General features: G+C 67.2%; 14 protein-coding genes. 7 read left to right on the top strand and 7 right to left on the bottom strand.

The features are described 5' to 3' along the window. Positions 1-20 precede the first annotated feature (20 nt). The gene (locus tag AC07O0_RS09075; RefSeq protein ID WP_494622095.1) at positions 21-1,523 is read left to right on the top strand and encodes a lipopolysaccharide biosynthesis protein; all 1,503 of its coding nucleotides are present in this window, start codon (positions 21-23) and stop codon (positions 1,521-1,523) included. Further along, positions 1,520-2,218 carry a 4'-phosphopantetheinyl transferase family protein gene (locus AC07O0_RS09070; protein WP_494622093.1) on the top strand — a complete coding sequence of 233 codons (699 nt, stop codon included), beginning with the start codon at positions 1,520-1,522 and terminating at the stop codon, positions 2,216-2,218. Before AC07O0_RS09075 ends, AC07O0_RS09070 begins: the two co-directional genes overlap by 4 nt. Positions 2,219-2,244: 26 nt before the next feature. Here AC07O0_RS09070 and AC07O0_RS09065 read toward each other — a convergent pair whose 3' ends face one another. The 7 genes from AC07O0_RS09065 to AC07O0_RS09035 form a co-directional block, all read right to left on the bottom strand. After that, positions 2,245-4,443 (bottom strand): condensation domain-containing protein, encoded by a 2,199-nt coding sequence (locus AC07O0_RS09065; protein ID WP_494622091.1) that lies wholly within the window; start codon positions 4,441-4,443, stop codon positions 2,245-2,247. Positions 4,444-4,507: 64 nt separating this feature from the next. Continuing rightward, positions 4,508-12,469, bottom strand: coding sequence for a hybrid non-ribosomal peptide synthetase/type I polyketide synthase (locus AC07O0_RS09060; protein ID WP_494622089.1), 7,962 nt, complete (start codon positions 12,467-12,469; stop codon positions 4,508-4,510). Beyond that, entirely contained in the window at positions 12,462-14,354 is a 1,893-nt protein-coding gene (locus AC07O0_RS09055; protein WP_494622087.1) for an amino acid adenylation domain-containing protein, read from the bottom strand. The genes AC07O0_RS09060 and AC07O0_RS09055 overlap by 8 nt, the downstream gene beginning before the upstream one ends. A gap of 288 nt (positions 14,355-14,642) precedes the next feature. After that, on the bottom strand, positions 14,643-15,500 hold the full coding sequence (locus AC07O0_RS09050; protein ID WP_494622085.1) for a methyltransferase, TIGR04325 family: 858 nt from the start codon (positions 15,498-15,500) through the stop codon (positions 14,643-14,645). Positions 15,501-15,503: 3 nt separating this feature from the next. Further along, a complete protein-coding gene (locus tag AC07O0_RS09045) occupies positions 15,504-15,743 on the bottom strand; it encodes a hypothetical protein (protein WP_494622083.1) in 240 nt (79 codons plus the stop codon). A gap of 260 nt (positions 15,744-16,003) precedes the next feature. Beyond that, positions 16,004-17,413 carry a mannose-1-phosphate guanylyltransferase/mannose-6-phosphate isomerase gene (locus AC07O0_RS09040; RefSeq protein WP_494622081.1) on the bottom strand — a complete coding sequence of 470 codons (1,410 nt, stop codon included), beginning with the start codon at positions 17,411-17,413 and terminating at the stop codon, positions 16,004-16,006. A gap of 35 nt (positions 17,414-17,448) precedes the next feature. Continuing rightward, positions 17,449-18,648, bottom strand: coding sequence for a polysaccharide biosynthesis/export family protein (locus AC07O0_RS09035; protein WP_494622079.1), 1,200 nt, complete (start codon positions 18,646-18,648; stop codon positions 17,449-17,451). Positions 18,649-19,071: 423 nt separating this feature from the next. On the opposite strand from AC07O0_RS09035, the gene AC07O0_RS09030 reads away from it, so the two are divergent. The 5 genes from AC07O0_RS09030 (at position 19,072) to AC07O0_RS09010 (ending at position 25,733) form a co-directional block, all read left to right on the top strand. After that, complete coding sequence (locus AC07O0_RS09030) at positions 19,072-20,055, top strand: UDP-glucuronic acid decarboxylase family protein (RefSeq protein ID WP_494622077.1); 984 nt, start codon at positions 19,072-19,074, stop codon at positions 20,053-20,055. Continuing rightward, positions 20,055-20,846, top strand: coding sequence for a WecB/TagA/CpsF family glycosyltransferase (locus AC07O0_RS09025; protein ID WP_494622075.1), 792 nt, complete (start codon positions 20,055-20,057; stop codon positions 20,844-20,846). The genes AC07O0_RS09030 and AC07O0_RS09025 overlap by 1 nt, the downstream gene beginning before the upstream one ends. A gap of 92 nt (positions 20,847-20,938) precedes the next feature. Continuing rightward, the gene (locus tag AC07O0_RS09020; protein WP_494622073.1) at positions 20,939-21,949 is read left to right on the top strand and encodes an NAD-dependent epimerase/dehydratase family protein; all 1,011 of its coding nucleotides are present in this window, start codon (positions 20,939-20,941) and stop codon (positions 21,947-21,949) included. Between the two features lie 46 nt (positions 21,950-21,995). After that, positions 21,996-23,471 (top strand): exopolysaccharide biosynthesis polyprenyl glycosylphosphotransferase, encoded by a 1,476-nt coding sequence (locus AC07O0_RS09015; protein WP_494622071.1) that lies wholly within the window; start codon positions 21,996-21,998, stop codon positions 23,469-23,471. 93 nt (positions 23,472-23,564) lie between these two features. Continuing rightward, a complete protein-coding gene (locus AC07O0_RS09010; RefSeq protein WP_494622069.1) occupies positions 23,565-25,733 on the top strand; it encodes a GumC family protein in 2,169 nt (722 codons plus the stop codon). Positions 25,734-25,821 lie beyond the last annotated feature (88 nt).

Here is a 25,821-nt window from a genome sequence, read left to right as displayed (position 1 = left end):
GATGGGCATCCGAGGTAGCCATGCCGGCGAGGCGGCCGGCCCACCTCCTTCTGGGCAGTCCCGATGCCCAGCGTAGTGGGCGGGACGGCGACGCTAGACTTCGGTCGGTGAAGATGTGGCTGGGCGATTGCCCGTGGAGGCTCCACGACATGCGGCGCTCGGGCAAGGTTGGCTGGGTGTTCGGCCTCCCGCGACAGGACGGACCCGGCGGCAAGGCGTGGGCAGGCATGGGAATGCGTCTGCGCTCGATGCGCGGTCCGGCGCTGTCATTCGGCGATCAGGCGCTGTCCAGCGCCTGCAACTTCCTGACGACCATCCTGCTGGCGCGAGCGCTGGGCCTCGAAGCCTTCGGGCTCTACACGATGGTCTGGCTCGCGCTCTATTTCGCAATGAGCCTGCAGCTCGGCCTGATCGTCAGTCCGATGATGAGCATCGGTACCAAGGAGCAGGGGGCCGAGGCCGAGGCCTATTACACCGTCGTCTTCCTCCACCAGGCGGGTTACGTCGTCGTCGCGACCATCGGGGTCTTCGTCGTGCTGAGGCTTGCTGCGGGCGCGCCGTCGCCCCTTGCCGAAGTCGCACTCCCGGGCGCCATGGCTGCGGCCTCGTATCTGACGCAGGACTTTCTGAGGCGGTATCTGTTTGCCCGCCGGCAGCCCGCCGGGATCCTGCTGATCGATGTGATCAACCAGCTTCTAAGGCTCGGAGCGCTCGCGACGCTCTGGCAGGTCGGATTGATGAGCGTCGAGAATGCCCTATGGGCCGTCGCCGGAGCGGCTGCGATTTCCACGGCCTGCGGTCTGCGCATGTCGGGGCCTCTGCTGTGGCGGCGGCAGGTCCTGACCAGCATCACCATGCGGCAATGGCGGTCGGCGCGATGGCTTGTCCTGACCGGGTCGGTGCAGTGGGTGCTCAGTTATAGCGGGCTCCTGGTGACGGCTGGTCTCTTCGGGCCGAAAGTGCTTGGCGCCCTCAGGGCAGCGCAGAGCCTGCTCGCCGTCCTCAACGTGGTGCGCGAGGCGCTGGAGAACATCGTCCCGCCCTTGGCCGGGAAGGCGTTGGCGGAGGGCGGCATGCAAGGTCTCCACCGGACCCTTGCCCGCGCCATGCTGTTCGCCGGCTCTATCGGCGCCATGGCGGTTCTTGGCCTCGGCCTGTTTGGCCCTTGGCTGCTGCACCAGCTCTATGGCGGCGAGATCCTTGAGTTCGACTGGGTCATCGTCTGGTACTCCTTCGCCTTCCCGATGGCGCTGCTGAGCCTGGTCCTCGGCTGTTCCTTTCGGGCGCTAGAGCGCACGCGGCCGGTTTTCCTGGCGACGCTCGTCGGAGGCTCCTTCAGCTTGCTCGCGGTTTATCCGGCTGCGCTCACTTTCGGCGTGGCTGGGTTGATCGCGGTGACCCTTCTGTCGGAGCTCGCCGCTCTCATCGTCCTGGTATTGCTTGCACTTCGGATCCCGGGTCTGCTGGCGAACCCGCCCGTCGCGCCGGCCAGTGGCCGCATGATGACGGCGCCGGCGCCATGATGCCGCTGCCGCCATCTCAGGTGCATCTCTGGTGCTGCCGCGTCGATCTTCGCGCGGCAGAGGCGGCAGGCCGACGCGGGATTCTGTCCGAGGAGGAGTGCGCCCGCGCCGACCGCTTTCATGACAGGAAGGCACGAGCCTCATTCATCGTGGCGCGGAATTGGCTGCGACGCGTCCTGGCCCTCTACATCCCCATTCCGCCGCCGCAGCTTCGCTTTGGCGAGACGGCTTTCGGCAAGCCGTTTCTTGCCAACGAGTACAAAGCGCGGCCCATCGCCTTCAATCTCAGTCATTCCGGCGACCTCGCGATCGTCGCGGTGGCGGACGGCATGCAGGTCGGCATCGATATCGAGCGCATCCGGCCGGTTTCGGCCGATCTCTTGGCAGCGTGTCTCGCGCCGCGGGAGTTCGCAATGCTCGCGGCCCTCAGGCCGGCGCTGCGCGAGGAAACGTTCATCCGCTGCTGGACACGCAAGGAAGCCTGCCTGAAGGCGATCGGCGTCGGCCTCAATGGCTCGCCATCGAGCTTCGAAGTCTCGCTAGATCCGCTCAAGGCGCGGCTTCTTGCCGTCGAGTCCGATCCGGCCGAGGCCGATCTCTGGCAGCTGGCCGATCTGGAGCCCGCGCCGGGCTATTGCGGCACGCTGGCCGCACGGCATCGTGGCTGGTCTGCCGTCTGGATGGCGCGGCCATAGCTCTTGCCGGCGACAAGAGCTGTCGGTCAATGCCGCGCCTGGCCTGTGGCCTCGACGATCCGTTCGGCCATCGTCCGTGATCCGGCTTCGGAGAATGCGCCTTCATGACCTTCGCCGTCGACGGCGAAGCAGGGCGTATCCGGCGCAAGATGGCCCGCCCAGCCGAGGGTGGCATCCGGCGGCCAGCCGGGTGGGATCGCCCCGCTCCGGAAGATCAGGACGCGCCCGTCATAGGTTGGCAGCGCATAGCGCTGAACCAGGGCCTCGAGTTCGTCGGTCGTCCGCCAGAAATCGGCTTCGTCGGCCGCTTCCTCGGCCGGGCGCCAGAAGAACAGGCGTTTTGCCTGCCGGATGGCGGCAGTCGATTGCAGCCAGAACGACATGCGAGTCACGAAGCTGCGTGGACCGGCCTGCCAGAAGCGTCGGGCGAAGCGGCCGGCGCGTTTCAGCCTGAACCACAGGCGTGCGCCATAGGGCTGCCGCAGGAAGTAGCCGGGCGCCCAGCAATCGATCAGCGCCACCAGATCGACTTGCTTGCCGCTCGCTTCCAGTTGCTTCGCGACTTCCACGGCGATCACGCCGGAGCGGCAGAAACCGGCGATCCGATAGCGGCTGTCCGGCCTGGTCGCGATGATCGCCTCGCAATAGGCCGCCGCCAGCTGTTCGATCGAGGCGGGTGCCGCTCCGTTCACCAGCGGGTCGAGCAATTGCAGCGCCACGAAAGGCTGGTCAGGGCCGAGTTCATGCGACAATGGCCGATAGAGACGCAGGTTATGGGCGGTGTGGTTCAGCGCGAACAGGGTCGGCTGCGTGCCGGTCTGCTGCAGCCAGGTCCGGCGCAGCGCTGTCGCGTCGATCACCGGCGGCAGAGCTGGAGTGGCCGGCAGCCAGAGCGGGGACGCGATCGGCAGCGAGCTGGGCGCCGGCCGGGGCAAGCGCGCAGCCGGGTTGGCGACGAGGGCTTCCGCCAGGCTTTCGAACTGCGCCGCCAGCTCGCTCGCAGTCGCCTCGTCATAAAGGTCGCGATGATATTCGCAGGTCAGGCGCCAGCCCTCCTCCCGCTCGACCAGGATGAAGTTGAGATCGTAGAGCGCGCCGGGCAGGGGCGAAGGAATTCCCGAGAGTTGGAAGCTGTCATTGGCGAGTTCGCCGATGAAGGCGCGCTGGACGATGAAGTTGATCGAGATCGGTGGGCGGCTGGCATCGCCACCGCTCGGCAAGAGCGGCACAAGCCGGCCGAACGGCCATAGATGATGATCGACGGCCTCCTCGAACGTGTCGCGGGCAGCCTGGCAAAGATCGAGGAAACTCTGCTCCTCGGAGACCCTGGTGCGCAGTACGAGCGTGTTGACGAAGGGGCCGACGATCGCCTCCAGCTCGACATCGTCCCGGTTCGCCATCTGCGTGCTGAGCACGAGGTCGGAGGCGCCGGTGCGTTGCCGGATCAAGGTCAGGAGAACGGCATAAGCAGCTGAAAAGAAGGTCGTACCTTCCTTGCGCGCCAGATCGGCGAGCCCGGTGGTCAGGGCGCGGGGGAGTAATCGCGAGAGCGAGGCTCCATTCGTACTCCGTGTCGCGGGGCGCTGGCGATCGGCCGGCACTTCGACGATGGGCAGATCGGCGAGTTGGCGCTGCCAATAGGCTTCCTCCCGCGCGAGCGGGCCGCCGGCCATGCCGTCATCGCTCCCCTCGGCGAAGTCGGAATATTGGAGAGGAAGCGCGGAGAGAACCGGTTCGCGGCCGCGGCCGAGCGCCTGATAGGCCGCGACAAAATCCTTGGCGATGATACCCATCGACCAGCCGTCGCTCACGATGTGGTGGGCGACGACCAGGATGACAGCTTCCGCGCGGCTCTTGCGCAGCAGCGTCGCCCGCAGCAGCGGTGCTTCGGCGAGGTCGAAGCGCGTGCACGCCTCGCTCTGCGCGATGCGATCGGCTTCCCTGGTCCGGTCCGCCTCGGGCAGGCCAGACAGGTCGATCTCCGGCAACTTGAACGGAACCTGCTCGGCGATCGCCTGAACGGGGCGGCCATCTTCCAGCCGGATCGCCGTCCGCAAGGATTCATGACGGTTCAGGATCGCCTGGAACGCCTCCTGCGCCAGCGAAGCATCCAGATGCCCCCGGATCCGCCATTTGACGGCGATGTTGAGCACCGGCGTGCCGGGATCCTTGCTGTCGATCTCCCAATAGCGCTCCTGCGCCGATGAGCATCTTGCCGTCAACACGATAAGGTCCGGCTCGCGAAGTTGCGGTTCAGGTTCGCGCGTGAACTGGTTCGCCATGGCTCGTTCACCTTCTCTCGCGCTGCGAGATGGCACTCGGCTCGCCCTGTTGTTCCCCATCGCGCTGGCGTCGCCAGGGCCGCTTCCAGAACGTCGCGGCCGGGGCAGGCGTTTCAGGGACGGCCCCATCGGGAAGCGCTGCCGCGACGGCCGCGATCGTCCGATTCCGGAAAAAGTCCCGGGCGGCGACCTTGAGGCCTTCGCGGCGAGCACGGCTGGTGATCTGGAAGATGCTGAGGGAATCGGCGCCGAGATCGAACAGGTCGTCGTCGACATCGATATCCTCGCGCCGCAGCACCTCGCTCCAGATGCGGATCAGCGTCTCTTCGACGGGCGTTCGCGGCTTGGCCTTGTCGGCTGCCTTGTCAGGCTTGGGCGCCGCGCTCTGGGCGTCCGGCGCCGGCAGCGCGGCGCGGTCGAGCTTGCCGCTCTGGTTCAGCGGCAGGGCCGGCAGGCCGACCCAGGCGGTCGGAACCATGTAGTCCGGTAGCTCCTGCGCCAGCGCGGCCCGCAATTCGCTCGGCGGCGGGCTTTCCGTTCCAGTGACATAGTAGCAGACCAGCCGCGGCTCGCCGGGCATGTCCTCGCGCAGGATCACGGCCGAGACGATGCCGGTCTTGCGGGCAAGAACGGCCTCGATCTCGCCAGGCTCGATCCGGAAACCACGTAGCTTCACCTGATGGTCGAGCCGCCCGAGATGCACGATACGTCCGTCGGGGAGATATTTGGCGCGGTCGCCGGTACGGTAGGCCTTCGCGCTCGTGCCGGGGTCGATCGGATTGTCGATGAAGCTCTTCGCAGTGAGCTTTGGATTATTGGCATAGCCTCGCGCCAGGCCGGCACCGCCGATCAGGAGTTCGCCGGGGATGCCGATGCCGACAGGCTCGTTGTTGCCGTCGACGACGTAGAACTGCGTGTTGGCGATCGGCAGGCCGATCGTGACGACCTCGTCCTCCGGCTGGATGCGGGCGACGGAGGACCAGATCGTGGTCTCGGTCGGCCCGTACATGTTCCAGAGTTCGCCGCCGCCTTCGAGCAGCTTGCGTGCGAGGTCGAGCGGCAGGGCTTCGCCGCCGCAGAGCATGCGCAGGCCCGGCTGCGACCGGAAGCCGGCTTCGAGCAGCAGGCGCCAGGTCATCGGCGTCGCCTGCAGCACGCTCGCTTCGCTCTGCTGCAGCCGCGCCAGCAGCTCGGCGCCGTCCCTTGCTTCGTCCGCGGTCGCGATCGCGACGCGGCCGCCCTGGATCAGCGGCAGCAGCAATTCCAGCGCCGCGATGTCGAAGGTCACCGTCGTGATGGCGAGCATCGTGTCGGAGCTGGAGAAGCCGGGCTCGCGCGCCATCGCGAACAAAAGGTTCGACAGCCCGCCATCGGTGACCTCGACGCCCTTTGGCGCGCCGGTCGAGCCGGAGGTGTAGATCACATAGGCGAGCTGGTCAGGCGTGATCGCCGCCGTCCTGATCCCGGCGAGGTTCGCCGTGGTCTGGTCGACATCGATCAGCATGACACTCTCATCCGGCTCGACGATGGCCGGGTCGAGCGGGCCCGCGGTCAGCAGGGCGACAGCTTCGGAATCGCGCAGGATCCGCTGGATGCGCGCCTTCGGCATCACAGGATCGAGCGGCACATAGGGGAAGCCGGCCTTGAGCGCGCCCAGCATGCCGGCGACCAGTGCCGGCGAGCGTTCGATCAGCAGGCCGACGCGGCTTTCGGGGGCGTCGACGCGCGCCGTCAGCTCGGCCGCGATCCGGTCGGCCCAGGCGTTGAGCGCGGCATAGGAGAGCTGCTGGTCGCCGCATGAGACGGCGATCGCCTCAGGCTGCTGCTGGACCTGGCGTTCGAAAGCCTGGATCGTACCGTCTTCGCTGTGCAGCGCGACCTGCGTGTCGTTGATCTCGGAGACGAGCCGTTGGCGCTCCTCGCCCTCGATCAGCGGCATCGCCGCGATGACCATCTCGGGATTGGCGACGAAGGCGGCGAGCAGCGTGCGATAGTGGCCGAGCCAACGATCGATCGTCGCCGCGTCGAAAATATCGGCGCCGTAGCAGCAGTCGATCCGCAAGCCATCCTCGGATTCGCCGATGTTGAAGTAGAGATCGAAGGTCGAGAAGGCTTTCGGGTTCGGCTCGGCACTCGCTTTGACTCCTGGGCCGAAGTCGAGATTGCCGGCCAGCCGTTCGAGATTGAACTGCACTTCGACAAGCGGCAGCCGCCCGGACACCGGCGGGACGCGTAGCCGCTTCAGCAGTGCACCGAGCGTGAAGCTCTGATGGTCATAGGCGTCGAGGACGGTACGCCCAATTTTGTCGAGATGGGTCGAAAACGGCTCGGCCGGATCGATCCCGCCGCGGATCGGCAGGAAATTGACGCAATGGCCGACGGGCGAGGGCCCTTCGAGCAAAGACTGCCCGGCGGCGGGAACGCCGATGACGAGGTCGCGCTGGCTCGATAGCCGCAGCAGCAGCACCTGGAAGGCGGCAAAGAGCGTGGCGAAGAGCGTGCGTCGGCGCTGCGCGCCCGCTGCCTTCACCTTGCGGTAGAGCTCAGCCTCGATGAAGCTCGTGCGCGTGCCGCCATTGAAGCTGCGCGGCGCCTGCCGTGGCCGGTCGGTCGGCAGTTCGAGCGGGGCGGGAAGCTCTGCGAACATGCCGGCCCAGTAGGCCGCGGCCTCTTCCGTGCGCGGGTCCTCACGGGTTGCCGTGGCATAGTCCGCGAAGGGCAACGCTGCCGGCAGCCCGTCGACGCCGGAGCGATAAGCCGTGGCGATCTCGTCGAGCAGGATGTTGGTCGACCAGCCATCGCAGACGATGTGATGCGCCGACAGGATCAGCACATGCTTCTGCTCGGCGAGCCGAATGATCTCGGCTTCGGCCACCGGTCCCTGCACGAGGTCATAGGGGCGGCTGGCATAGGCCTCGATCCTTGCCTGGAGAGCGGCCTGCGGGTCGGGCTCGCTGCGTAGGTCGCTGATCGCGACGGGGAACATCCCCGAGGGCGGGAGCTGCATCGTCTCGCCATCTGCGGAGAACCGCGCATGAAGGATCGCGTGCCTCGCCGCGACCTGCCTGACGGTCTCGGCAAGGCGCAGTGCATCGATGTCGCCGTCGAGTGTCAGGCTGACGGATTCGTTGAAGGCGGCGCTGGCTTCTGGGCCGGTCTGATCCGACAGCCAGATCTCGGTCTGGGCCTCGGTCAGTGGAAGCTCGATCTCCGATGGCGCAGCGGGCGTATCCGGCGGGAGGCTCTCGGCGGCCGTTCCGGGCAGCATGCCGTCCCGGCGCATCACGTCGAGGCTGTCCTCGAAGGCGGCGATGATCGCCGCGATCTCGGCATCGCCATGCTGGGTCGTCAGGAAGCAGGGATAGTGCTCCTGGATGAAGATGCCGCGGGCCCGCAGATGGTAGTGTAGCAGGCTGCCGAGCCGGTGGTCGCGGCCGGGTTCGAAATAGGCGACGCTGCCATAGCTCTCGATAGGCACGTCCCAGCCGACTCTCGCGAAGGCGCGCCGCAGCGCCTCGACGAGACCTTGCATGCGCTGCGTCAGCGCTTCGGTCAGCGCCGGCCCCTTCTCCTTGATGTGCCGGAGCACCGCGACCGTTGCCGCCAGCGCCAGCGGGTGTCGGACGAAGGTGCCGGCGAAGAAGGTGACGCCGACCTCGGGCACGCTGTCGTCGCCGAAGCGCCAGGCGCCGCCGTCGAGCGCGTCCATGAAGCGCGGCGTGCCCGCCAAGAGGCCGACCGGCAGGCCACCGCCGACGACTTTGCCATAGGTGGCGAGGTCCGGCTTGATGCCGAGCAGCGCCTGCACGCCGGCCGGATGGACACGGAAGCCGGTGACGACCTCGTCGAGGACCAGCGCCGCGCCGGCCTTCTCCGTAATGGCGCGCAGTTCCTTGAGGAAGGCGACGGGCAGATACCCCGGCCGGCGGCTTTGGACCGGTTCGACCAGGACCGCGGCGAGCTCATGCGCATGCTCGCGGAGCCAGGCGAGGCTCTCATCGGTACCGTAGTCCAGCACGGTCATGCGCCCGACGGCCTCCGCCGGAATGCCGGGAGCTGCGGGCACGGACCGGTGCTGCTCGCCGACGCCGCGGACCAGAACTTCGTCGAACTGGCCGTGATAAGCGCCTGAGAACGCTACGATCCGGTCGCGGCCGGTGACGGTGCGGGCGACGCGCATCGCCGCCATCACCGCTTCGGAGCCGGTGTTGCAGAAGGCGACGCGGGCATGGCCGGTCAATTCGCAGAACAGCTTCGAGGCCTCGTGCGCGAGTGGCGATTGCGGCCCGATGGCGAAGCCGTCGGTCAGTTGGGCCTGGACCGCCTCGACGACGAAATCGGGCGCATGGCCGAAGGCGGTCTGCCCGTAGCCGTTGACGAGGTCGATATAGACATTGCCGTCGACATCCCAGATCCGGGCGCCCTTCGCCCGGGCGGAGACGATCGGATAGACCATCTCCTTCCAGTCGGCTGCGAAGCCGGAGACGGTGCGCGGGTCGGCCAGGACCGGGCGGTGCTGGTCGGCGAGCTGCTTCGAGGTCGCGGTCTTGCCGACATAGAGCTTGGTCAGCCGGGCGATGTGGGCGCGCTGGGCCTCGGTGAGGCTTTCGTTGCCCGTGCGGATCAGCGGCTTGAAGCGTGCCGTCGAACCGGTGGTGGCGTTGCTCGCCGTGGCCTGGGGGGCTGGCGCAGGCTGTGGCTGCACGGGCTGCGGCTGCGGGGCAGGCGATGACTTTAGGGTCGGCGCTGCGGTTGCGATGACCGGCGCTGCAGTCTGGCCGCTCATGGCCTGGAGCTGGCGCTCCATCAGGCGCGACATCGCGTCGAGCTGCTCGCGCATCAGCGCGTCCAGGCCTGAGCCGACCGGCTGGGCGATGCTGACTGCGGGAACGGTCGTGACGGGTGCTGGCGCGGTGGGCGCAGGAGCGATCGGTGCCGCCTGAACGATCGCGGCCGGCTTCGCCACTTCCTGCGGGCAAAGCTCGGCGATGTGGCGGGTGACGTCGTCGACGCTCGGCAGATCGTCGAGCAACTGGCGGAAGCGGATCTGGATGCCGAAGGCCGTCTGCAGACCTTGCGCGGCCTGCGTCAGCAAGAGCGAGTCGAAGCCGAGCTCGAGGAAGCTTGCGCCCGTCTCGTCGGCGCCGAACGAGCGCCCCGAGAGGTTCTCGAAGATCGCTGCGACCCGGCTGCCGAGCTCCGAACGGCCCAGGGGGATGTCGGTGTCAGCTTGGGGAGCCATGGCCGGTTCCTGCTCGGGTTGAGTGGGAAGAGGTTGAACGGGGGCGGCCGCAGGCGCGGCTACAGAGGTGGCGGCCGAGGCAACTGGTGCGTCGACCCAGTGCCGGCTGCGTTCGAACGGGTAGGTCGGGAGCGCGACGCGGCGTGGCTTGCCGCCGGCCTGATAAGCCGACCAGTCCGGCGTGACGCCGGCGCTCCAGAGGCGTCCGATTGCGGCGGCGAGCATAGCTTCGGCATCGCCCTGCGCATCGGGCAGGCAGGAGATGGCGGCCCGGCCCGCACCAGCACCTTGCAACGCGAAACTCGCCAGTGCGGCGCCGGGTCCCACTTCGAGCAGGATGGGCGAAAGGCTGCGCGCCAGCGTGGCGATGCCGTCGGCAAAACGCACGGGCTCGCGCGCATGCCGCGCCCAATAGGCGGGGTCGGTGGTCTGTTCGGCGCTGACCCAGTCGCCGGTCACGCCGGAGATATAGGGCAGCTCCGGCGCCTTGAGACGGATGGCCGCAACCGCTTCGGTGAAGGGCTCGATCAGCGGGTCGATCATCCCGGAGTGGAAGGCGTGCGAGGTCTGCAGGCGGCGATGCGTCGCCCCGCGCTGCGCGAGCTCCGCTTCTACCGCCTCGATCGCCTCGAATGGCCCGGCGAGCACGCTCATGCCGGGCGCGTTGATCGCTGCCACGCTGACGCCGCCTCGTGCCAGCGCCGCGACTTCGGCATCGGGCAGGCGCACGGCCAGCATGGCGCCGCCGGGCAACTCCTGCATCATGCGGCCGCGCCTGGCGACGAGCGAGAGGGCGTCCTCCAGCGAGAAGACGCCGGCGATGCAGGCGGCGGCGAACTCGCCGACGCTGTGGCCGATCATGGCGGAGGGCTGCAAACCCCAGCTCATCAGAAGCTGGGCCAGCGCATATTCGACCGTGAAGATCGCCGGTTGCGCGAGCAGCGTCGCCGACAGCCGCTGCGGATCGCCGCCATTGCTCGGATAGAGCAGGCTGCGCAGATCGAGCCCGAGCTCGGGTTTCAGCACCTCGCAGCACAGATCGACCGTCCGGCGGAAGACCGGCTCGCTTGCATAGAGCTCGCGTGCCATCTGCGGGTATTGCGAGCCCTGGCCGGGGAACATGAAGACGAGATCGCCAGCCGCCGTCACCGCGGTGACGCGCTCGGCGTTCTGCTTGCGCAGAGCGGCAACGGCTTCGGCATGATCGCTGGCGACCACGGCGAGACGGTGCGGGAAGGGCCGTCGCCCCGCCTGCAAGGTGAAGGCGATGTCGGCTAGGTTCTGCTCCGGCCGGGCTTCGAGATGCTCCGCGAGCCTGTCCCGCGCTTCGCCAAGCGCCTTGGTGCTGCGGGCCGAGAGCGTCAGGAGCTGGTTGCGGCGGGCCGGTGCCGAGGTTTTGCTCGCAGGTGCCTGTTCCAGCACGAGATGGACATTGGTTCCGCCGACCCCGAAGGCGCTGACGCCGGCGCGGCGTGGAGCGTCCTGTCCGGACCATTCCTGCTTGTGATCGGCGATGAAGAACGGGCTGTCGGGCAGTTCGAGGGCCGGATTCGGCTGCGCCACGTGCAGGCTCGCCGGCAGCACTCCGCTGTTCACTGCGAGCGACGCCTTGATCAGCCCGGTGACGCCGGCCGCAGCGTCGAGATGGCCGATGTTGGATTTGACCGAGCCGAGCGCGCAGAAGCCGCGATCCTCGGTCGTCAGGCGGAAGGCGGCGGTCAGGCCTGCGACCTCGATCGGGTCGCCCATCGGTGTGCCAGTGCCGTGGCATTCGACATAGCCGATCGAACGTGCATCGACGTCGGCGGCGGCGTGAGCCATGGCGATTGCCGCGGCCTGGCCGTCGACGCTCGGCGCCGTGAAGCCGACCTTGCCGGCCCCGTCATTGTTGACGCCGACGCCGCGGATGACGGCGTAGATCTGGTCGCGATCGGCAACGGCATCCTCCAGCCGCTTCAGGACGACGAGCCCGGCGCCGTTGCCGAACACCGTGCCGTTGGCGCCGGCGTCGAAGGGGCGGCAATGGCCGTCCGTCGAGACCATGCCGCCTTCCTGGGCGAGATAGCCGCGCCGCTGCGGGAAGGTGATCGAGACGCCACCCGCCAGCGCCATGTCGCAGCCATGGCAGAGCAGGTTCTGTACCGCCTGGGCGACTGCGAGCAGCGAGGTCGAGCAGGCCGATTGGACGGCGACGCAAGGGCCGGTCAGGCCGAGCTTGTAGCCGATGCGCGTCGCGGTGAAATCAGCGGCCGAACCGACCAGCAGCGGCAGGTTACCGACCTGGAAGCCCGAGGTGTAGTCGGCTATCGCCGAGCGGTCGTGCAGCAGGTTCTGCAGCAGATAGGTGCTGGCGGTGGCGCCGGCGAAGACACCGATGCACTGGCCGGGCACGGCCGGATCGTAGCCGGCATCCTCGAGTGCTTCCCAGGCGCATTCCAGCAGTACGCGCTGCTGTGGATCGGTGAGCGCGGCCTCGCGCGGCAGCATGCCGAAGAAGGGGGCATCGAATTGGTCGACGCCGTCGAGCACTGGCTTGGCTCGAACAAAGTTCGGGAAGGCGCGCGTCGCCGCGTCGAAGCCATCCTCGAGCTCGGCGGGAGCGAAGGTGGTGATGGATTCCACGCCATTCAGCAGGTTCTGCCAAAGCGTGCCGACGCTCGGCGCGCCGGGAAAGCGACCGGCCATGCCAATGATCGCGATGGCGCGCTCGGGAAGGGGATCAGTCATGCGAGCCGCCTATCGACGCGCCGTCGGGGAAGGATGCCGGCAGGCCGCGCGAGCGCAGTCCGCGCTCGCGCGCCGCGGCGAGGCTGCCGAGCACGCCGGGCTTTTGCGGCGTCAGATGGCCGGCCAGCGCCCGCACATTCGGGTAGCGGTAGAGGTCGACCAGGGCGAACCAAGGCAGGTCCCGGACGAGGCGTCTATGGAGTTCGGCGACGAGCAGGGAATTGCCGCCGAGATCGAAGAAATTGTCGTCGATGCCGACGATATCGATCTGGAAGACATCAGCGACGGCGTCCGCAAACCGCCGCTCCTGCGTGGTGTGGGGCGCAGCATAGGGTGCGGCAGTTTCCGGCCGCGCGCGGCCGGGCGCCGGCAGCGCAGCACGGTCGAGCTTGCCGTTCACGGTCAGCGGGATATCGGGCACGAAGACGAAGGCTGCCGGCACCATATGCTCCGGCAGGGTCTCGCTGAGATGGGCCTTCAGCGCCGCAGGCGAGGGGCGTTCGGTGCCGCCCGCGACGAGATAGCCGACGAGCCGTTCGTGCCCGTCATCGCAGCGGAGCAGCACCGCGGCCTGCCTGATGCCGGGATGTGACATCAGCGCCGTCTCGATCTCGCCGAGCTCGACGCGGAAGCCGCGGATCTTTACCTGCTGGTCGGCCCGGCCGAGATATTCGTAATCGTCGCTGTCGACCTGGCGGGCGAGATCGCCTGAGCGATAGAGCCGGGCACCGGGCCTTTCCGGATGCGGCACGAAGCGTGCGGCGTTGAGCTCAGGCCGGTTCAGGTAGCCGCGGGCGAGCCCGGCTCCCGCGACGAATATCTCCCCGATCTCGCCTCGCGGTACCGGATGCATGGTCTCGGCGTCGAGCAGCAGGAGTTCGAGATCCGGGATCGGTCGCCCGATCAGGCTCGATCTCTGCTCGGTTTCGGCCGGGGACAGGGGGCGATAGGTGACATGCACCGTCGTTTCCGTGATCCCGTACATGTTGACGAGATGCGTGTGCTCGCCGCGGCGCTGGTACCAGCCCGCGAGGCGGCGCGGGTCCAGGGCCTCGCCGCCGAAGATGACGAGTCGTAGCGAAAGTCGATCGCGCCCGCCGCGGTCGTGATCGGCACGGTCGAGGGCGGCGAAGGCGGATGGTGTCTGGTTGAGCACCGTGACGCCTTCGTCGGCGAGCAGCCGCAAAAAAGCGGCGGGGTCCCGTGTCGTGCTCTCCGGCACGATCACGAGACGCCCGCCGTGGAGCAGCGCCCCCCAGATCTCCCAGACCGAGAAGTCGAACGAGACGGAATGGAACAAGGTCCAGATGTCGCTGGACCGGAAGCCGAACCAGCCCTGTGTAGCGCTGAAGAGGCGTGTGACCGCGGCGTGCTCGATGGCGACGCCCTTCGGCTTGCCGGTCGAGCCGGAGGTGTAGATCACATAGGCGAGGTCGCCGGCCGCCGCTGCGCGTCGCGCCGGCGGGTTGTGGAGCGCATCCGCCTCGAACGGCTGATGTGGATGGAGCCGCTGCCGGCCGGGCGGCAGCCAGTCGGCATGGCCGGACGTGATGATGATCGCGGCGTCGGCATCTTCGACCATGAAGGCGAGCCGCTCGCCCGGATAGGCCGGGTCGAGCGGCAGATAGGCGGCGCCGCTCTTCAGGATCGCGACCAGTGCGACGATCAGGTCGAGCGAACGCGGCAGGCAGAGCCCGACGATCGCGCCCGGGCCAGCGCCCATCGCTGTCAGCTGCTCCGCCAGTCGCTCGGCGCGTTCGTCGAGTTCGGCATAGGAGAGGTGGGCGGGCCCCAGGGAGAGCGCGACGGCGCGCGGCTGGGTGGCGACCTGTGCGGCGAAGAGATCGACCAGGGTCGTTGGCGCAGATGGTGCGGTTCGTGGCATCTCTCGCCGGGGGATTTGCGAGCGGGCGGCTCCAGCGAAGTCGGGAGCGGCGGACGCCCGAGGCCGGCTACGACGCGAAGCCGGGCGGGCGGTTTTCCTGTCGATCGTCTGTGTCATGCAGGAAAGGCTATGCGCCAAGACCGCGCGACAAAATTGGAGCAGGTGGAGTAACGCCATCTCGCCAGAATTGCCGCGCAGCGCGCGCAGATGACCGGCACTCGCTGCGCCCAGCCGAGCGGGGCATGCCCGAAAGGGCTGGAGATGCTGGTGAATCGCGGTGCGCGGGCGTCAGGGCCTCAGCCGGAAGTAGAGCCCCGAATAGGTCTCGACATGGCACTCCGGATGGAAGGGCACGTCAAGGCTGCGAGGCTTCTCCCAGGAATCCACGAGTTCGTAGCCGAGCGCGACCAGGCCGTCGATGAAGCCGGTGCGCGCCGGAACGCTATAGGGGCAGAACGAAACCTGTCCGGTGCGGGTGATCACGGACTGGATCGTCGCGAAGGAGTGCTGTGCATGGAGCGGCCTGCGCTGGACGATCAGGTGCCGCGGGCGCTTCTGCCAGGCATTCAGCCGTTCGTGCAGGTAGTGTTCGGGCAGGTATTGCAGCGAGCCTGCCGCGAGCAGGATGTCCATGCCGCAGCCGTCGTCGACCGTATTGGTGAAGCACAGGCGCGGTGTGGGCTGCTGCGCGGCGAGCGCCTGCCCGGCCCGGGTGATGTGTGGAAGGTCGAAGGCGGTCCAGCGGAACTCGTCCGGAAAGGCGAGGTAATGGTCGTACTGGCGGAACGCGTGCCCGACATAGCCGCCCAGATCGAGCAGCGTCCGGGCGCCTTCGTCGAGCGCGCCGCGCAGCCAGAACAGGACCGGATATTCGGTCGCCGGCATCGGCTCGATGCCGCCGGCCATGGTGGTGTAATGGTCGATGTCCGCCATCGCGTCATGGTCGAAGCCGGAAAGGCCGGTCGGCAGCGCGCGCTCGGCAGCATCGAAGCCGGAGTACTTGCCGCTGTAGCCGCAGTGATATCTGCCGGCGCGAAAGCGGGCTTCGTAAAGTCTCTGGCGCAGCTCGACGACGCCCGGCCAGCTGGCCGAGGCCGGGCGGGCCGTCAGGCGCAGAGTCTGCTTCAGGCTGGCGATGATGGACATCGCTCAGGCCTCGCCGGCGCGTTTCGCCTGGGGGCGGGCGTTTGGCTTGATCGGGCTGGTCTTGCTGGGCCGCGAGGTTTCGACTGTGCCAGAGGCTTCCGGCCGCGCTGCGAACCCTAGCAGCCTCGCAGCGGGTTGCGCGAAGAGTACGGCCAGGGCGAGCAGCAGGAGGGCCATCGTCGCCCGCAAACGGGTCGGGGCGGCGGGCGCGCTGGCCGAAGAGGGCGTCGAGGGCCGGGACATTGGCGTCTCGTTCGGGGCAGGCCGCGGCAGCGCTCGCCGGGCGGGCGCACCGAATACTGCCTTGGTCAGCTCCGCGCCTCCCTCGTCGACAGCGAGCCAATGCTTCGCGAAGGCAGAATGCCGGATCGCCGGGAGCGAGGGCGAGATGCGTGCGCTGCTGCCATCGTCTCGGGTATGTTTCTCCGAGCTCGTCAAGGGCCCCTCCGTCTTGGCCGGCGGAGCGCCTCGCTCCCCGTTCCGCCCGGTTCCCGGCATCGCCTTCAGATGTGCTGTCGAACCTCGTCGATGCGAATGGCATCGTCCTCGCCGAAATAGCTGCCGTTCTGGATTTCGATGAGCTCGAGCGGCTCGGTGCCACCGTTCTCCAGCCGGTGCGCAGCGCCGAGCGGGATGAAAATATGCTCGTTCCTGCCGAAACGACCGACGGTCTCGTCGACCGTCACGGTGGCGGTGCCGCGCACGACGACCCAATGTTCCGAACGGAAACGATGCTTCTGCAGCACCAGGAGCCCCTTCGGCGCGACGACCATGCGCTTCACCTGGAAGCCATCGCCGGCATCGACGATCTGATAGGAGCCCCAGGAGCAGTGGACGCTCGCATGCGTCTCGGCCTGGCTGCAGCCCTTGCTGCGCAGGAGCTCGACGACCTGCTTGACCTCGGCCGCGCGGTTGCGATCGGCGACCAGCACCGCGTCGCGGTTCGCGACCACGATCAGATCCTCGACACCGAGGACGGAGGTCATCGGCCCATCGGTCGAGACCAGGCAGTTATGCGCGTCGACCAGCTCGACATTGCCGCGGCGAGCATTGCCGCTGCCGTCATGATCGCTCAGGGCCCAAAGAGCATCCCAGCTCCCGATGTCGGACCAGCCACACGACATCGCAACCACGGCCGCCCGGTCAGTGCGTTCCATGACGGCGAAGTCGATCGAACGCTTCTGCGCCCTGGCGAAGCCGTCCAGCGCCAGCGCGAAGGCGCCGCCCTCGTCGCTCCCACCGGCGACGGCTGCTTCGACCGCGCTTACCGTCGCCGGCTCGAAGGCGCGGTACTCCTCGATCAGGTTGCGCGCACCGAACAGGAAATTGCCGGAGTTCCATAACCAGCCTCGGCGCAGATAGTCAGCGGCGCGACCCCCGTCAGGTTTTTCGGTGAAGCAATCGACGCATCGCGCCTCTCCTTCGAGCATCATTCCTGGCTCGATCCAGCCATAATCCGTGCATGCGTGTTGCGCCGGGATTCCAAAGGTGACGAGCCGCCCGGCGCGGGCGGCGGGCAGGCCGCTGGCGACGGCGTGGCGGAAGGCGGCGCGGTTGGTCACGATATGGTCGGAGGCGACGACGAGGACGGCGCTGTTCGCCTGCTGGCCTTCCGCGATCAGGCAGCCTGCGAGGATGGCGGGACCGGAATCACGTCGCTCAGGCTCGAGCACGATCTCGGCCTCGGCGTTGATCTCCGCCAGCTGCTTTTCGGCCAGGACGCGGTGGCTGTGGTTGGTCAGGACGAGCGGTGGGTCGAACAGTTTGTTGCGCAGGCGCAGGACCGTGTCCTGGAAGGTGGAGCGCTCGCCGAGCAGCATGGCGAACTGCTTGGGAAGGGAGTTGCGCGAGGTCGGCCACAGCCGCGTCCCGGCGCCGCCGCACATGATGATCGGACGTATCTTCGCAGGCATGTGGGGGAACCCTTTCCGCTGGAGCTGCGCGGCGATCATTGCTGGCTGGCAAGGCCCGTCAGCGAGCGCATCGGTGTCTTTGCCGCTTCTCCGGGGAGGCCGCCCTCGATTGAGCGCGCCTTCGGGGCGACCTGGACAATGTCGCCCGGCTGCAGAGTGGTTTCGAACTTCGCCTGGATCGTCACCGGCGTGAGGCCGGCCTGGCGCGTGATCTGGATGTCCCAATCTGCCGCCGCGCTCGACCCCTGGCTCGCGACCAGCCTGCGCCGCCGGCTTTCGGCGATCTCGCGCGCGACCGGGAGGCTGCGCTCGACTTCGAGGATCTTCTGTCTGGTTTCCTGCAGCTCGAGCACGACGCGGCGCATATAGGTCGTGTCGAGTTCGCGTAGCCGCAGCGTCAGCTCGCCGAGCGCCGTTTCGCTCTTGGCCAGCTCCGCCCGCAGGCGCGCGGCTTCGCCTTGCGTGCGGGCATAGTCGCGCTCGCGCTCGACCTGGACGGTACGCAAGCCATGGCCGGTCGTCGCCAGCTTATTGTATTCGCTCGACTGCTCGCGCGTCAGCTCGACCTGCCGCTCGACCAGTCGGGCCTGCTCGGTCAGAGCGGCCTTTTCGGATTGGAGACGCGCGACCTGCTGGCTCAGCAAGTCGCGCTCGCCCTCGCGTGCCCGGCGCTGGAAGTCGAGGATCTCCTGCTCTCCGGCCAGGATCTGGACGCTGCCGGCGCTTCGCGCATCGGGCACGAGCTGCTTCACGCCATCGCGCTCGGCTTCCAGCCGCATGCGCCTTGCCATCAGGGTCTGGAGAGAGGTGTGGAGCAGATTTTCGCGCTCGTCGGCGAGGAGGAGCTCGGATTTGAGGACGGCAAGCGATTCATCGCCGACGCGGTAGCCGCCGGCTAGCGCCACCGCTCCCAGGACGTTGAGACCGTGCCGGAACGGATAGGTTCCCGGCGAGCGCACCTCGCCCATGATGTAGACCGGCTTGAGCTCGGCGACCCGCAGGCTGACCACGGCGTCGCGGAGATAACCGTCCATCAGCGCGCTGCGGATCCGCGCCTCCGCTTCCAGCGCCGTGAGCCCGGCGATCCTGATCCGCCCGGCCAGAGGCATGTTGACCGCCCCCGAGCCGTCCAGGACGAAGTCTCCTGAGAGATCCGTCTGGCCGAAGACCGAGATCGTGACCTTGTCGCCGATCGAGAGCGTGTCGGCGGCATCGCGCTCCGCGGCCGACGCCATCGAGATCAGAAGGAAGGCCGAGGCGATCAATGCCAGGGCAAGCGGCCAGAGCGGGAGGCGTCCGGACCGAACGGCAAGCGTCCGGGCTACAGAGATGGGGCGAGAGTTCGAAGGGTGATTTGACGCGTCCAAGGCCAGCTCCGACCGTCCTGCCTGAAGTTTGGCGCTGCAATGCCGGGCAGGATGTCAGGACCGGGCCGGTTTTCCGCATTGGCATTCGGGCCAAGGGGCGTCGCCACCGGATTAATCCCATTGTCGAACGTGGCTGCGGTCCTCGTGTCGGGGCGCCATTTCGCGTCGCGAGGGAAGTAGCCCTTCCTTGATGCCGCGGGGGCGCTCACCTCCCAAAGCGCCCTTTGCGAATGCGGCGCTTGCGACAAAGCTTTCGGCTCCCTTCCGTGCACGATCCGGCGGAGCTCAGACATGCAGAAGCGTATTCTCGTCACAGGCGGCGCCGGCTTCCTCGGCTGTCATCTCTGTGAGCGCCTGGTCGCCGAGGGGCACCAGGTCCTGGCGGTCGACAACTACTATACGGGGCGCCGCGAGAATTTGAGCGCGCTGCTCGGCCTGCCCAATTTCGAAGCGCTGCGGCACGACGTGACCTTCCCGCTCTATCTCGAGGTCGACGAGATCTACAATCTCGCCTGCCCAGCCTCGCCCGTGCACTACCAGCGCGATCCCGTGCAGACGACGAAGACCAGCGTGCTCGGCGCGATCAACATGCTGGGCATGGCCAAGCGCCTCGGCATCCCGATCCTGCAGGCCTCGACCAGCGAGATCTATGGCGATCCCGACGTCCACCCGCAGGTCGAGGACTATCGCGGCCTCGTCAGCATCAGTGGGCCGCGCGCCTGCTATGATGAGGGCAAGCGCTGCGCCGAGACGCTCTTCTACGACTACAAGCGGCGCCACGGCGTCGAGATCCGCATCGCCCGCATCTTCAACACCTATGGGCCGCGGATGAATCTCGAGGACGGCCGCGTCGTCTCCAACTTCATCGTCCAGGCGCTGCGCAACGAGCCGATCACGCTCTATGGCGACGGCCGTCAGACCCGCGCCTTCTGTTTCGTCGACGACCTGGTCGAGGGGCTGATGCGCCTGATGAACGTGACCCAGAAGCTGGACAGCGCAGTCAATCTCGGCAATCCGGTCGAGACCTCAATGGCCGAGATCGCCGAGCTGATCGTCACCTTGACCGGCTCGCGCTCGCAGATCGTCTATCGGCCGCTGCCGCAGGACGATCCGCGCCAGCGCTGCCCCGACATCAGCAAGGCGCAGGAGCTGCTGCACTGGGCGCCGAAGGTGCCGCTGCAGGAAGGGCTCGAGCGGACGATCGCCTATTTCGATGGCGTGCTGTCGGCGATGCACGACCCCGTGCGGCGGGTCGAGGTCGCGAGGGCGGGCTGATGGCGTCCGAAGCTCCGCTTCCCCGGGCCCGCATCATGGGCGTGAACGTCAGCGCCATCACCATGGCGGATGCCCTGCGCACGGTCGAGAGCTGGATCGACCGGAAGGCGCACAATTACGTCTGCATCACCGGCGTGCATGGCGTGATCGAGAGCCAGTCGGATCCCAGGCTCATGGCGATCCATGAGCGCGCCGGAATGGCGACGCCTGACGGCATGCCGCTGGTCTGGATGGCCCGCAAGCTCGGACATGGCCATACCGAGCGCGTCTATGGCCCGGAACTGATGGAGCGCCTCACGGCGCTGTCGGCCGAAAAGGGCTATCGCCAATACTACTTCGGTGGTGCCCCCGGCCTCGCCGAGCGCCTGCGCGAGCGTCTTACGGAGCGCTTTCCGGATCTCGCCGTGGCCGGCACCTTCTCGCCACCGTTCCGGCCAGCCTCGGCCGAAGAGGACGAGGAGGTCGTGCGCATGATCAATGCGGCCCGGCCGGACATCGTCTGGGTCGGGCTCAGCACACCGAAGCAGGAATACTGGATGGCCGGGCATCTCGGCCGGATCGAGGCGCCGGTCATGATCGGCGTCGGCGCCGCCTTCGATTTCCTCGCCGGCACCAAGCGCCAGGCGCCGGCCTGGATGCAGAAGCGCGGGCTCGAATGGCTGTTCAGGTTGCTGTCGGAGCCGCGGCGGCTCTGGCGCCGCTACGGCAAGATCGTGCCGCAGTTCATGGTTGGTGCCAGCCTGCAGCTCCTCCGGCAGAAGGCCGCACTTGCGGCTAGTCCCAAGAGATAGGTCGTCTCAAAAGGGGTATAGTTCGGTTTAACCACCTGATTTAAAAAGATAAAAACGCTATCGCTGAATTCCAATCTCAGTGGGGTGAAGTAATGTCCAAGAAATCTGTGCTGGTTACGGGCGCTGGTGGCTTTATCGGCTTCCATCTTGTCAATTACCTCAAGGATCGAGGCTATTGGGTCCGAGGGGTCGATATCAAAGATCCGGAGTACCAAGCCAGCTCCGCGGATGAATTCCGCCTTCTGGACCTGCGCGAGATGGACGATTGCCGCGAGGCTGTCCACGGCATGGACGAGGTCTACAACCTCGCCGCCGACATGGGCGGAATCGGTTACATCTCCGGTGCGCACGCCTCGATCACCTTCAACAATACGATGATCAGCGCGCAGATGCTGAAGGCGGCGTTCGACGCGAAGGTCCAGCGTTTCCTGTTCTCCTCCTCGGCTTGTGTCTATCCGCAGCATCTCCAGGACGTCCCCTCGGTGGTGCCGCTGAAGGAGGACGATGCATTCCCTGCCGATCCCGAGCCGGGCTACGGGCTGGAGAAGCTCTACACCGAGAAGCTGTGCGAATACTTCACGGAAGACTACGGTTTCCAGACGAGGCTGGTCCGTTTCCATAATGTCTACGGGCCGCTCGGCACCTGGGATGGCGGCAAGGAGAAGGCGCCGGCTGCCATCTGCCGCAAGGTCGCCCTGGCTAAATCGGGCGATGCCATCGAGGTCTGGGGCGACGGCAAGCAGACTCGCTCCTTCATGTATATCGACGACTGTGTCGAGGGCATCTACCGGATCATGCGTTCGGATTATTCCGGGCCGCTCAATCTCGGCACGGACGAGCTCGTGGACGTCAACGGCCTGGTCGACATCATCGCCGAGATCTCCGGAAAGACGATTCACAAGCGCCACGACACCAGCCGTCCGCAGGGCGTGCGCGGCCGCAACAGCGACAACAATCGTTTGCGCGAGGTGCTCGGCTGGGAGCCCTCGATCCATCTCAGGCAGGGGCTGACCCCGACCTATGCCTGGATTTCGGGCGAAGTGAAGGCCAGGGCCGATCGCGAGGCGATGACCGAGACCATCTCCACGATCGCGGCGCAGTAGCGCGCTCAACCTTCCATCTAGCCGAGCGGGATCGCGGGAGCTTGCCATGCCGGATGTAGTCACGACTGTCGTGTCCACTTCGGTCGGCATGGCAAAGCCGGGCCGGCAGCTCGGCACCAATGTCACTCCGGCACAGCGGCGGCGGCTGGTCGCCGCCGCTCTGTTGGTCGGAGACCTCGTCACGCTGACGATTGTGACGGGCCTCCTCCAGCTCGGCGCTGCCATGGCAGTGTCGGATACCGACACCAACATGGCGAGCCTGGTCCTGGTCTGGGCCTTGGCGCTATGCGGCGCACTGGGCGGTTTCGGGCTGTATGGATCGGATCGAGCCGAGCCGGTCGACCGCCTGCGCCGGCGCACGCTCGGCAACGTCGTCGCCGCTGGCGTGGTGCTCGTCTGGCTGGCGGTCGATGATCCGACCAGTCATCTCTGGGGCTTCGTGATTGCCGGCGCGGGATTGACGGTCCTGCTCGGCTATTATGTCGAGGCACTTGTCCGGGGCGCGCTGCTGCGGCGCGACCTGTGGACTGCACAGACCGTGCTCTACGGCACGATGGCGGCATGCATGGCCCTGGCGCGCGATCTGGCCCTGCGGCCGGAACTCGGCCTGAAACCGGTCGCCATCCTCACCGACGACGAGGGAGATGCGTTCTCCGATGCTTCGGAGGCGGCGGATCTTCCGGTGATCACCCGCGGCCAGGCCAATATCATCTCGCCGGGGATCGAGGTCGCCCTGTGCGCATCGGGCGACTTGCACGTCGAGAAGGCCGACTGGCTGGCGCGTCTGCCATTGCGCCAGATCTTCGTCGTCCACGATGCCTCGACGCTCCAGGTCTTGAATCCGCAGTTGCGGGCCATGGGCGGGCTGCTTGGGCTCGAGCTGCGCAGCGCCATCCACATGCCGCGCAACCTGCGTCTGAAACGGGCGCTCGATCTCGTCGTCGCGATTCCACTCGGCCTCTTGGCCCTGCCGGTGGTCGCTGTCCTCGCGCTTGCGGTGAAGGCGGTCGACAACGGGCCTGCCTTCTATTCCCAGCCACGGATCGGCCGGAATGGCCACGTCTTCAAGGTCTACAAGCTTCGCAGCATGTATGCCGACGCCGAGGCGAGGCTCGCCGCGCACCTCGAAGCCGACAGCGCCGCGCGGCAGGAATGGGAGCGCTTCTTCAAGCTGTCGAACGACCCGCGGATCCTGCCGAGGGTCGGGCAGTTCATTCGCCGCTCCAGTCTCGACGAGTTGCCGCAGCTCTGGAACGTCCTGCGCGGCGAGATGAGCATCGTCGGGCCGCGGCCGTTCCCGGCCTATCACAATCAATGCTTCGACACCGCCTTCCAGGCGCTGCGGACCAGCGTACCGCCGGGATTGACCGGTCTCTGGCAGGTCACGGATCGGAGCGAGGGCGATCTCGTCGTCCAGAAGCGGCAGGACAGCTTCTACATCCACAACTGGTCGTTCTGGCTGGACTTCTACGTGCTGCTGCAGACCCTTCCGGCCGTTCTCCGCGGGCGAGGGGCGAAATAGCGCGCAGACGGCTTCCGCCGGAGCCAGTTCTCCACGGAACGCCGCCAGCTTTGATCGGCATCTCGGGGCAATCAGTAGACGAGGCACGGGACGATGGATCTCTTCAACGACATGCGAGCCCCCCGCGTCCCGGCCACGCTCGCCAAGCACTATGATGCGGTGACCTTCGATATCCTCACCATGTTCTGGAGGAGGCGGCTGCTGATCCTCGCCGTCACCTGTGGGGTCATGCTGACGGCGGCGCTGTATCTGATGGTGACGCCCCAGCGCTATACCGCCGATCTGGTGCTGCAGTTCGATTTCACCCGGGAGGACAGCGGCGGCGGCGGCAAGGCCAGCAGCGTGGCGCTCGACGCCTCCACGCTCGTCGAAAGCGAGGCGAGGATCATCCGTTCGCTCGCCACGGCACGCGCCGTCGCTTCGCGCCTTGGGCTCGACAAAGAGACGAGAACGCAGTCTACCGGGCTGCTTGCGGGGGCGGCCGAACTGATATTTCCCTCGTCTGTGCGCAGGACGTTGCGCGACCTTACGGGCTTTGGTGACGCGTCCGAGCCGACACCGCGCGATATGGCTGCCCAACGGCTGCTCGCATCGCTTGGCGTGAGCAACGACACCAAGGCCTATCTCGTCACGCTGACCTATCGCGATACCGACCCCGACCGTGCGGCGCTGATCGTGAACGCCTTCGGCAACGAGTATCTGCGCCGCAAGATGGAAGCGACCACGAATGCCTCGCAGCGCTCGAGCCAATGGTATGGCGCGCAGGCACAGGAGGCGCGTGCCAATCTCGGAAGGATCGAGAAGGAGATCGAGGCCTTCCGTGTCAGGACCGGCTTCGTCGAACTCGGGCAGGACGGCGCCGACATCCAGCAGCAACAGCTGCGTGACATGCTGACCCAGCTCAACACGACGTCCGCGACGCGGCTTGCAGAGGAGACCCGGCTTCAGCGTGCGCAGGTCTCGCTCGCCGCCGGCAACATCCCGCAGACGAGCGATCTCGGCAGCTCGCCGGTCGTTCAGCAGTTGCTGGACGAGGAGGGTAAGGCCCGCCGGGCTCTCGACGAGATGGTCGCGGTGTCTGGTGAGCGTCACCCTGCCGTTCAACGGCTGCGCTTGTCGCTGGCGGCCGTGCAGGAGCGGCTGCAGAAGCAATTGACGCAGTCGGTCGCCAATATCGAGACCGACGTCCAGGCTGCCCGCGCTGCCGAGGCCGCTTTGCACGAGCGCGTCGCAGCATTGCAGACCAAGTCGATCGAGGCGAGGGGGCTGGAGGGCCAGCTGCGCACCCTGCAGGCCGAAGCGACGGCGGCGCGCGACCGCCTGAAGCAATTGTCCGATGCCCATCAGCAGGCCAGCGCCGTGAGCGAGCTGCGGCCCATCATCGCTCAGATCGTCGCGCCGGCCGACGTCCCCTCGTTGCCGAGTTCGGCCAAGCCGTCGCTCGTGCTCGGGCTCGCAATGATGGGCGGGCTGGCGGCTGGGGCCGGGCTCTCCTACCTGCTGGAGAAGCGGGATCGCGGCTATCGCAGCGAGAATGAGTTCGCAGCCGAGACACGAACCAACTGCGTCGGCCTTCTCCCGAATCTCGAGCATTATCCGGGTGGGCTGGAGAGCCTGGTCTTCGCCGAGGCCGTGCGGTCGATGGTGGCCGAGCTGTTTCCCGCCAGTAATCCGCCGAAATTCGTGTTGATCACCTCTTCGGCGCCCGGCGAAGGCAAATCCTTCGTCGCCTCTGCCATGGCGCGCGTGCTCGCGATGATGGGTCAGCGGGTCCTGGTGGTGGACGGCTCGCCCCGCCGCCTGTTGCTCGGCCAGAACTTCCCGCACGAGGCGCTGCTCGACCAGTGTCTGCCGCAGGTCGGCGATGCAGGCGGTCCGGGCGCGAGCCCGGTCGCCACGGTTCGGCGTGCCTCCGGCCTGCGCGACAGCCAGAACGTCTATTCGAATCCGGCTTTCGAGGCGATGCTGCGGGAGGCGCGGGCGCGCTACGATGTCATCCTGTTCGAGGTCGCGCCCGTTCTGCTCTCGGCCGACAGCGCCTTGCTGCGAGAGCACGCCGATACCGTGCTGCACGTCGTCAAATGGAACGACACGCTGAAGAGCACCGTCTCCGCGACGCTCGACCATCTCGGCAAGCTCGGTCTGGACGTCGCGGGCGTCGTGCTCAACGGCGTCGACCTCGAGGAGCAGGGCCGCTACGACGTGTCCGATCGCGGGCAGGTCTATCGCAACTACAAATCCTTCTATCAGGCCTCGGCATGAGCAGGCGCTCGCATCGCTATGCCGCGCTGCTGGCGGCTCCGGATCTCCGGGCGGCTTCGCCGTCGCGGGGAGGCGGGTTCAGCTGCCA

Source organism: Allobosea sp. GW821-FHT10B12, from assembly GCF_059415545.1.
Note: the sequence above shows the minus strand (reverse complement) of the source record. Positions and strands in the feature narration are given on the sequence as shown.

Excerpts from the sequence above, each read along its gene's own strand:
- AC07O0_RS09075 (WP_494622095.1), top strand. The coding sequence starts at position 21 with ATGCCGGCGAGGCGGCCGGCCCACCTCCTTCTGGGCAGTCCCGATGCC.
- AC07O0_RS09070 (WP_494622093.1), top strand. The coding sequence starts at position 1,520 with ATGATGCCGCTGCCGCCATCTCAGGTGCATCTCTGGTGCTGCCGCGTC.
- AC07O0_RS09060 (WP_494622089.1), bottom strand. The coding sequence starts at position 12,469 with ATGACTGATCCCCTTCCCGAGCGCGCCATCGCGATCATTGGCATGGCC.
- AC07O0_RS09055 (WP_494622087.1), bottom strand. The coding sequence starts at position 14,354 with ATGCCACGAACCGCACCATCTGCGCCAACGACCCTGGTCGATCTCTTC.
- AC07O0_RS09050 (WP_494622085.1), bottom strand. The coding sequence starts at position 15,500 with ATGTCCATCATCGCCAGCCTGAAGCAGACTCTGCGCCTGACGGCCCGC.
- AC07O0_RS09045 (WP_494622083.1), bottom strand. The coding sequence starts at position 15,743 with ATGTCCCGGCCCTCGACGCCCTCTTCGGCCAGCGCGCCCGCCGCCCCG.
- AC07O0_RS09040 (WP_494622081.1), bottom strand. The coding sequence starts at position 17,413 with ATGCCTGCGAAGATACGTCCGATCATCATGTGCGGCGGCGCCGGGACG.
- AC07O0_RS09035 (WP_494622079.1), bottom strand. The coding sequence starts at position 18,648 with ATGGCGTCGGCCGCGGAGCGCGATGCCGCCGACACGCTCTCGATCGGC.
- AC07O0_RS09030 (WP_494622077.1), top strand. The coding sequence starts at position 19,072 with ATGCAGAAGCGTATTCTCGTCACAGGCGGCGCCGGCTTCCTCGGCTGT.
- AC07O0_RS09025 (WP_494622075.1), top strand. The coding sequence starts at position 20,055 with ATGGCGTCCGAAGCTCCGCTTCCCCGGGCCCGCATCATGGGCGTGAAC.
- AC07O0_RS09020 (WP_494622073.1), top strand. The coding sequence starts at position 20,939 with ATGTCCAAGAAATCTGTGCTGGTTACGGGCGCTGGTGGCTTTATCGGC.
- AC07O0_RS09015 (WP_494622071.1), top strand. The coding sequence starts at position 21,996 with ATGCCGGATGTAGTCACGACTGTCGTGTCCACTTCGGTCGGCATGGCA.
- AC07O0_RS09010 (WP_494622069.1), top strand. The coding sequence starts at position 23,565 with ATGGATCTCTTCAACGACATGCGAGCCCCCCGCGTCCCGGCCACGCTC.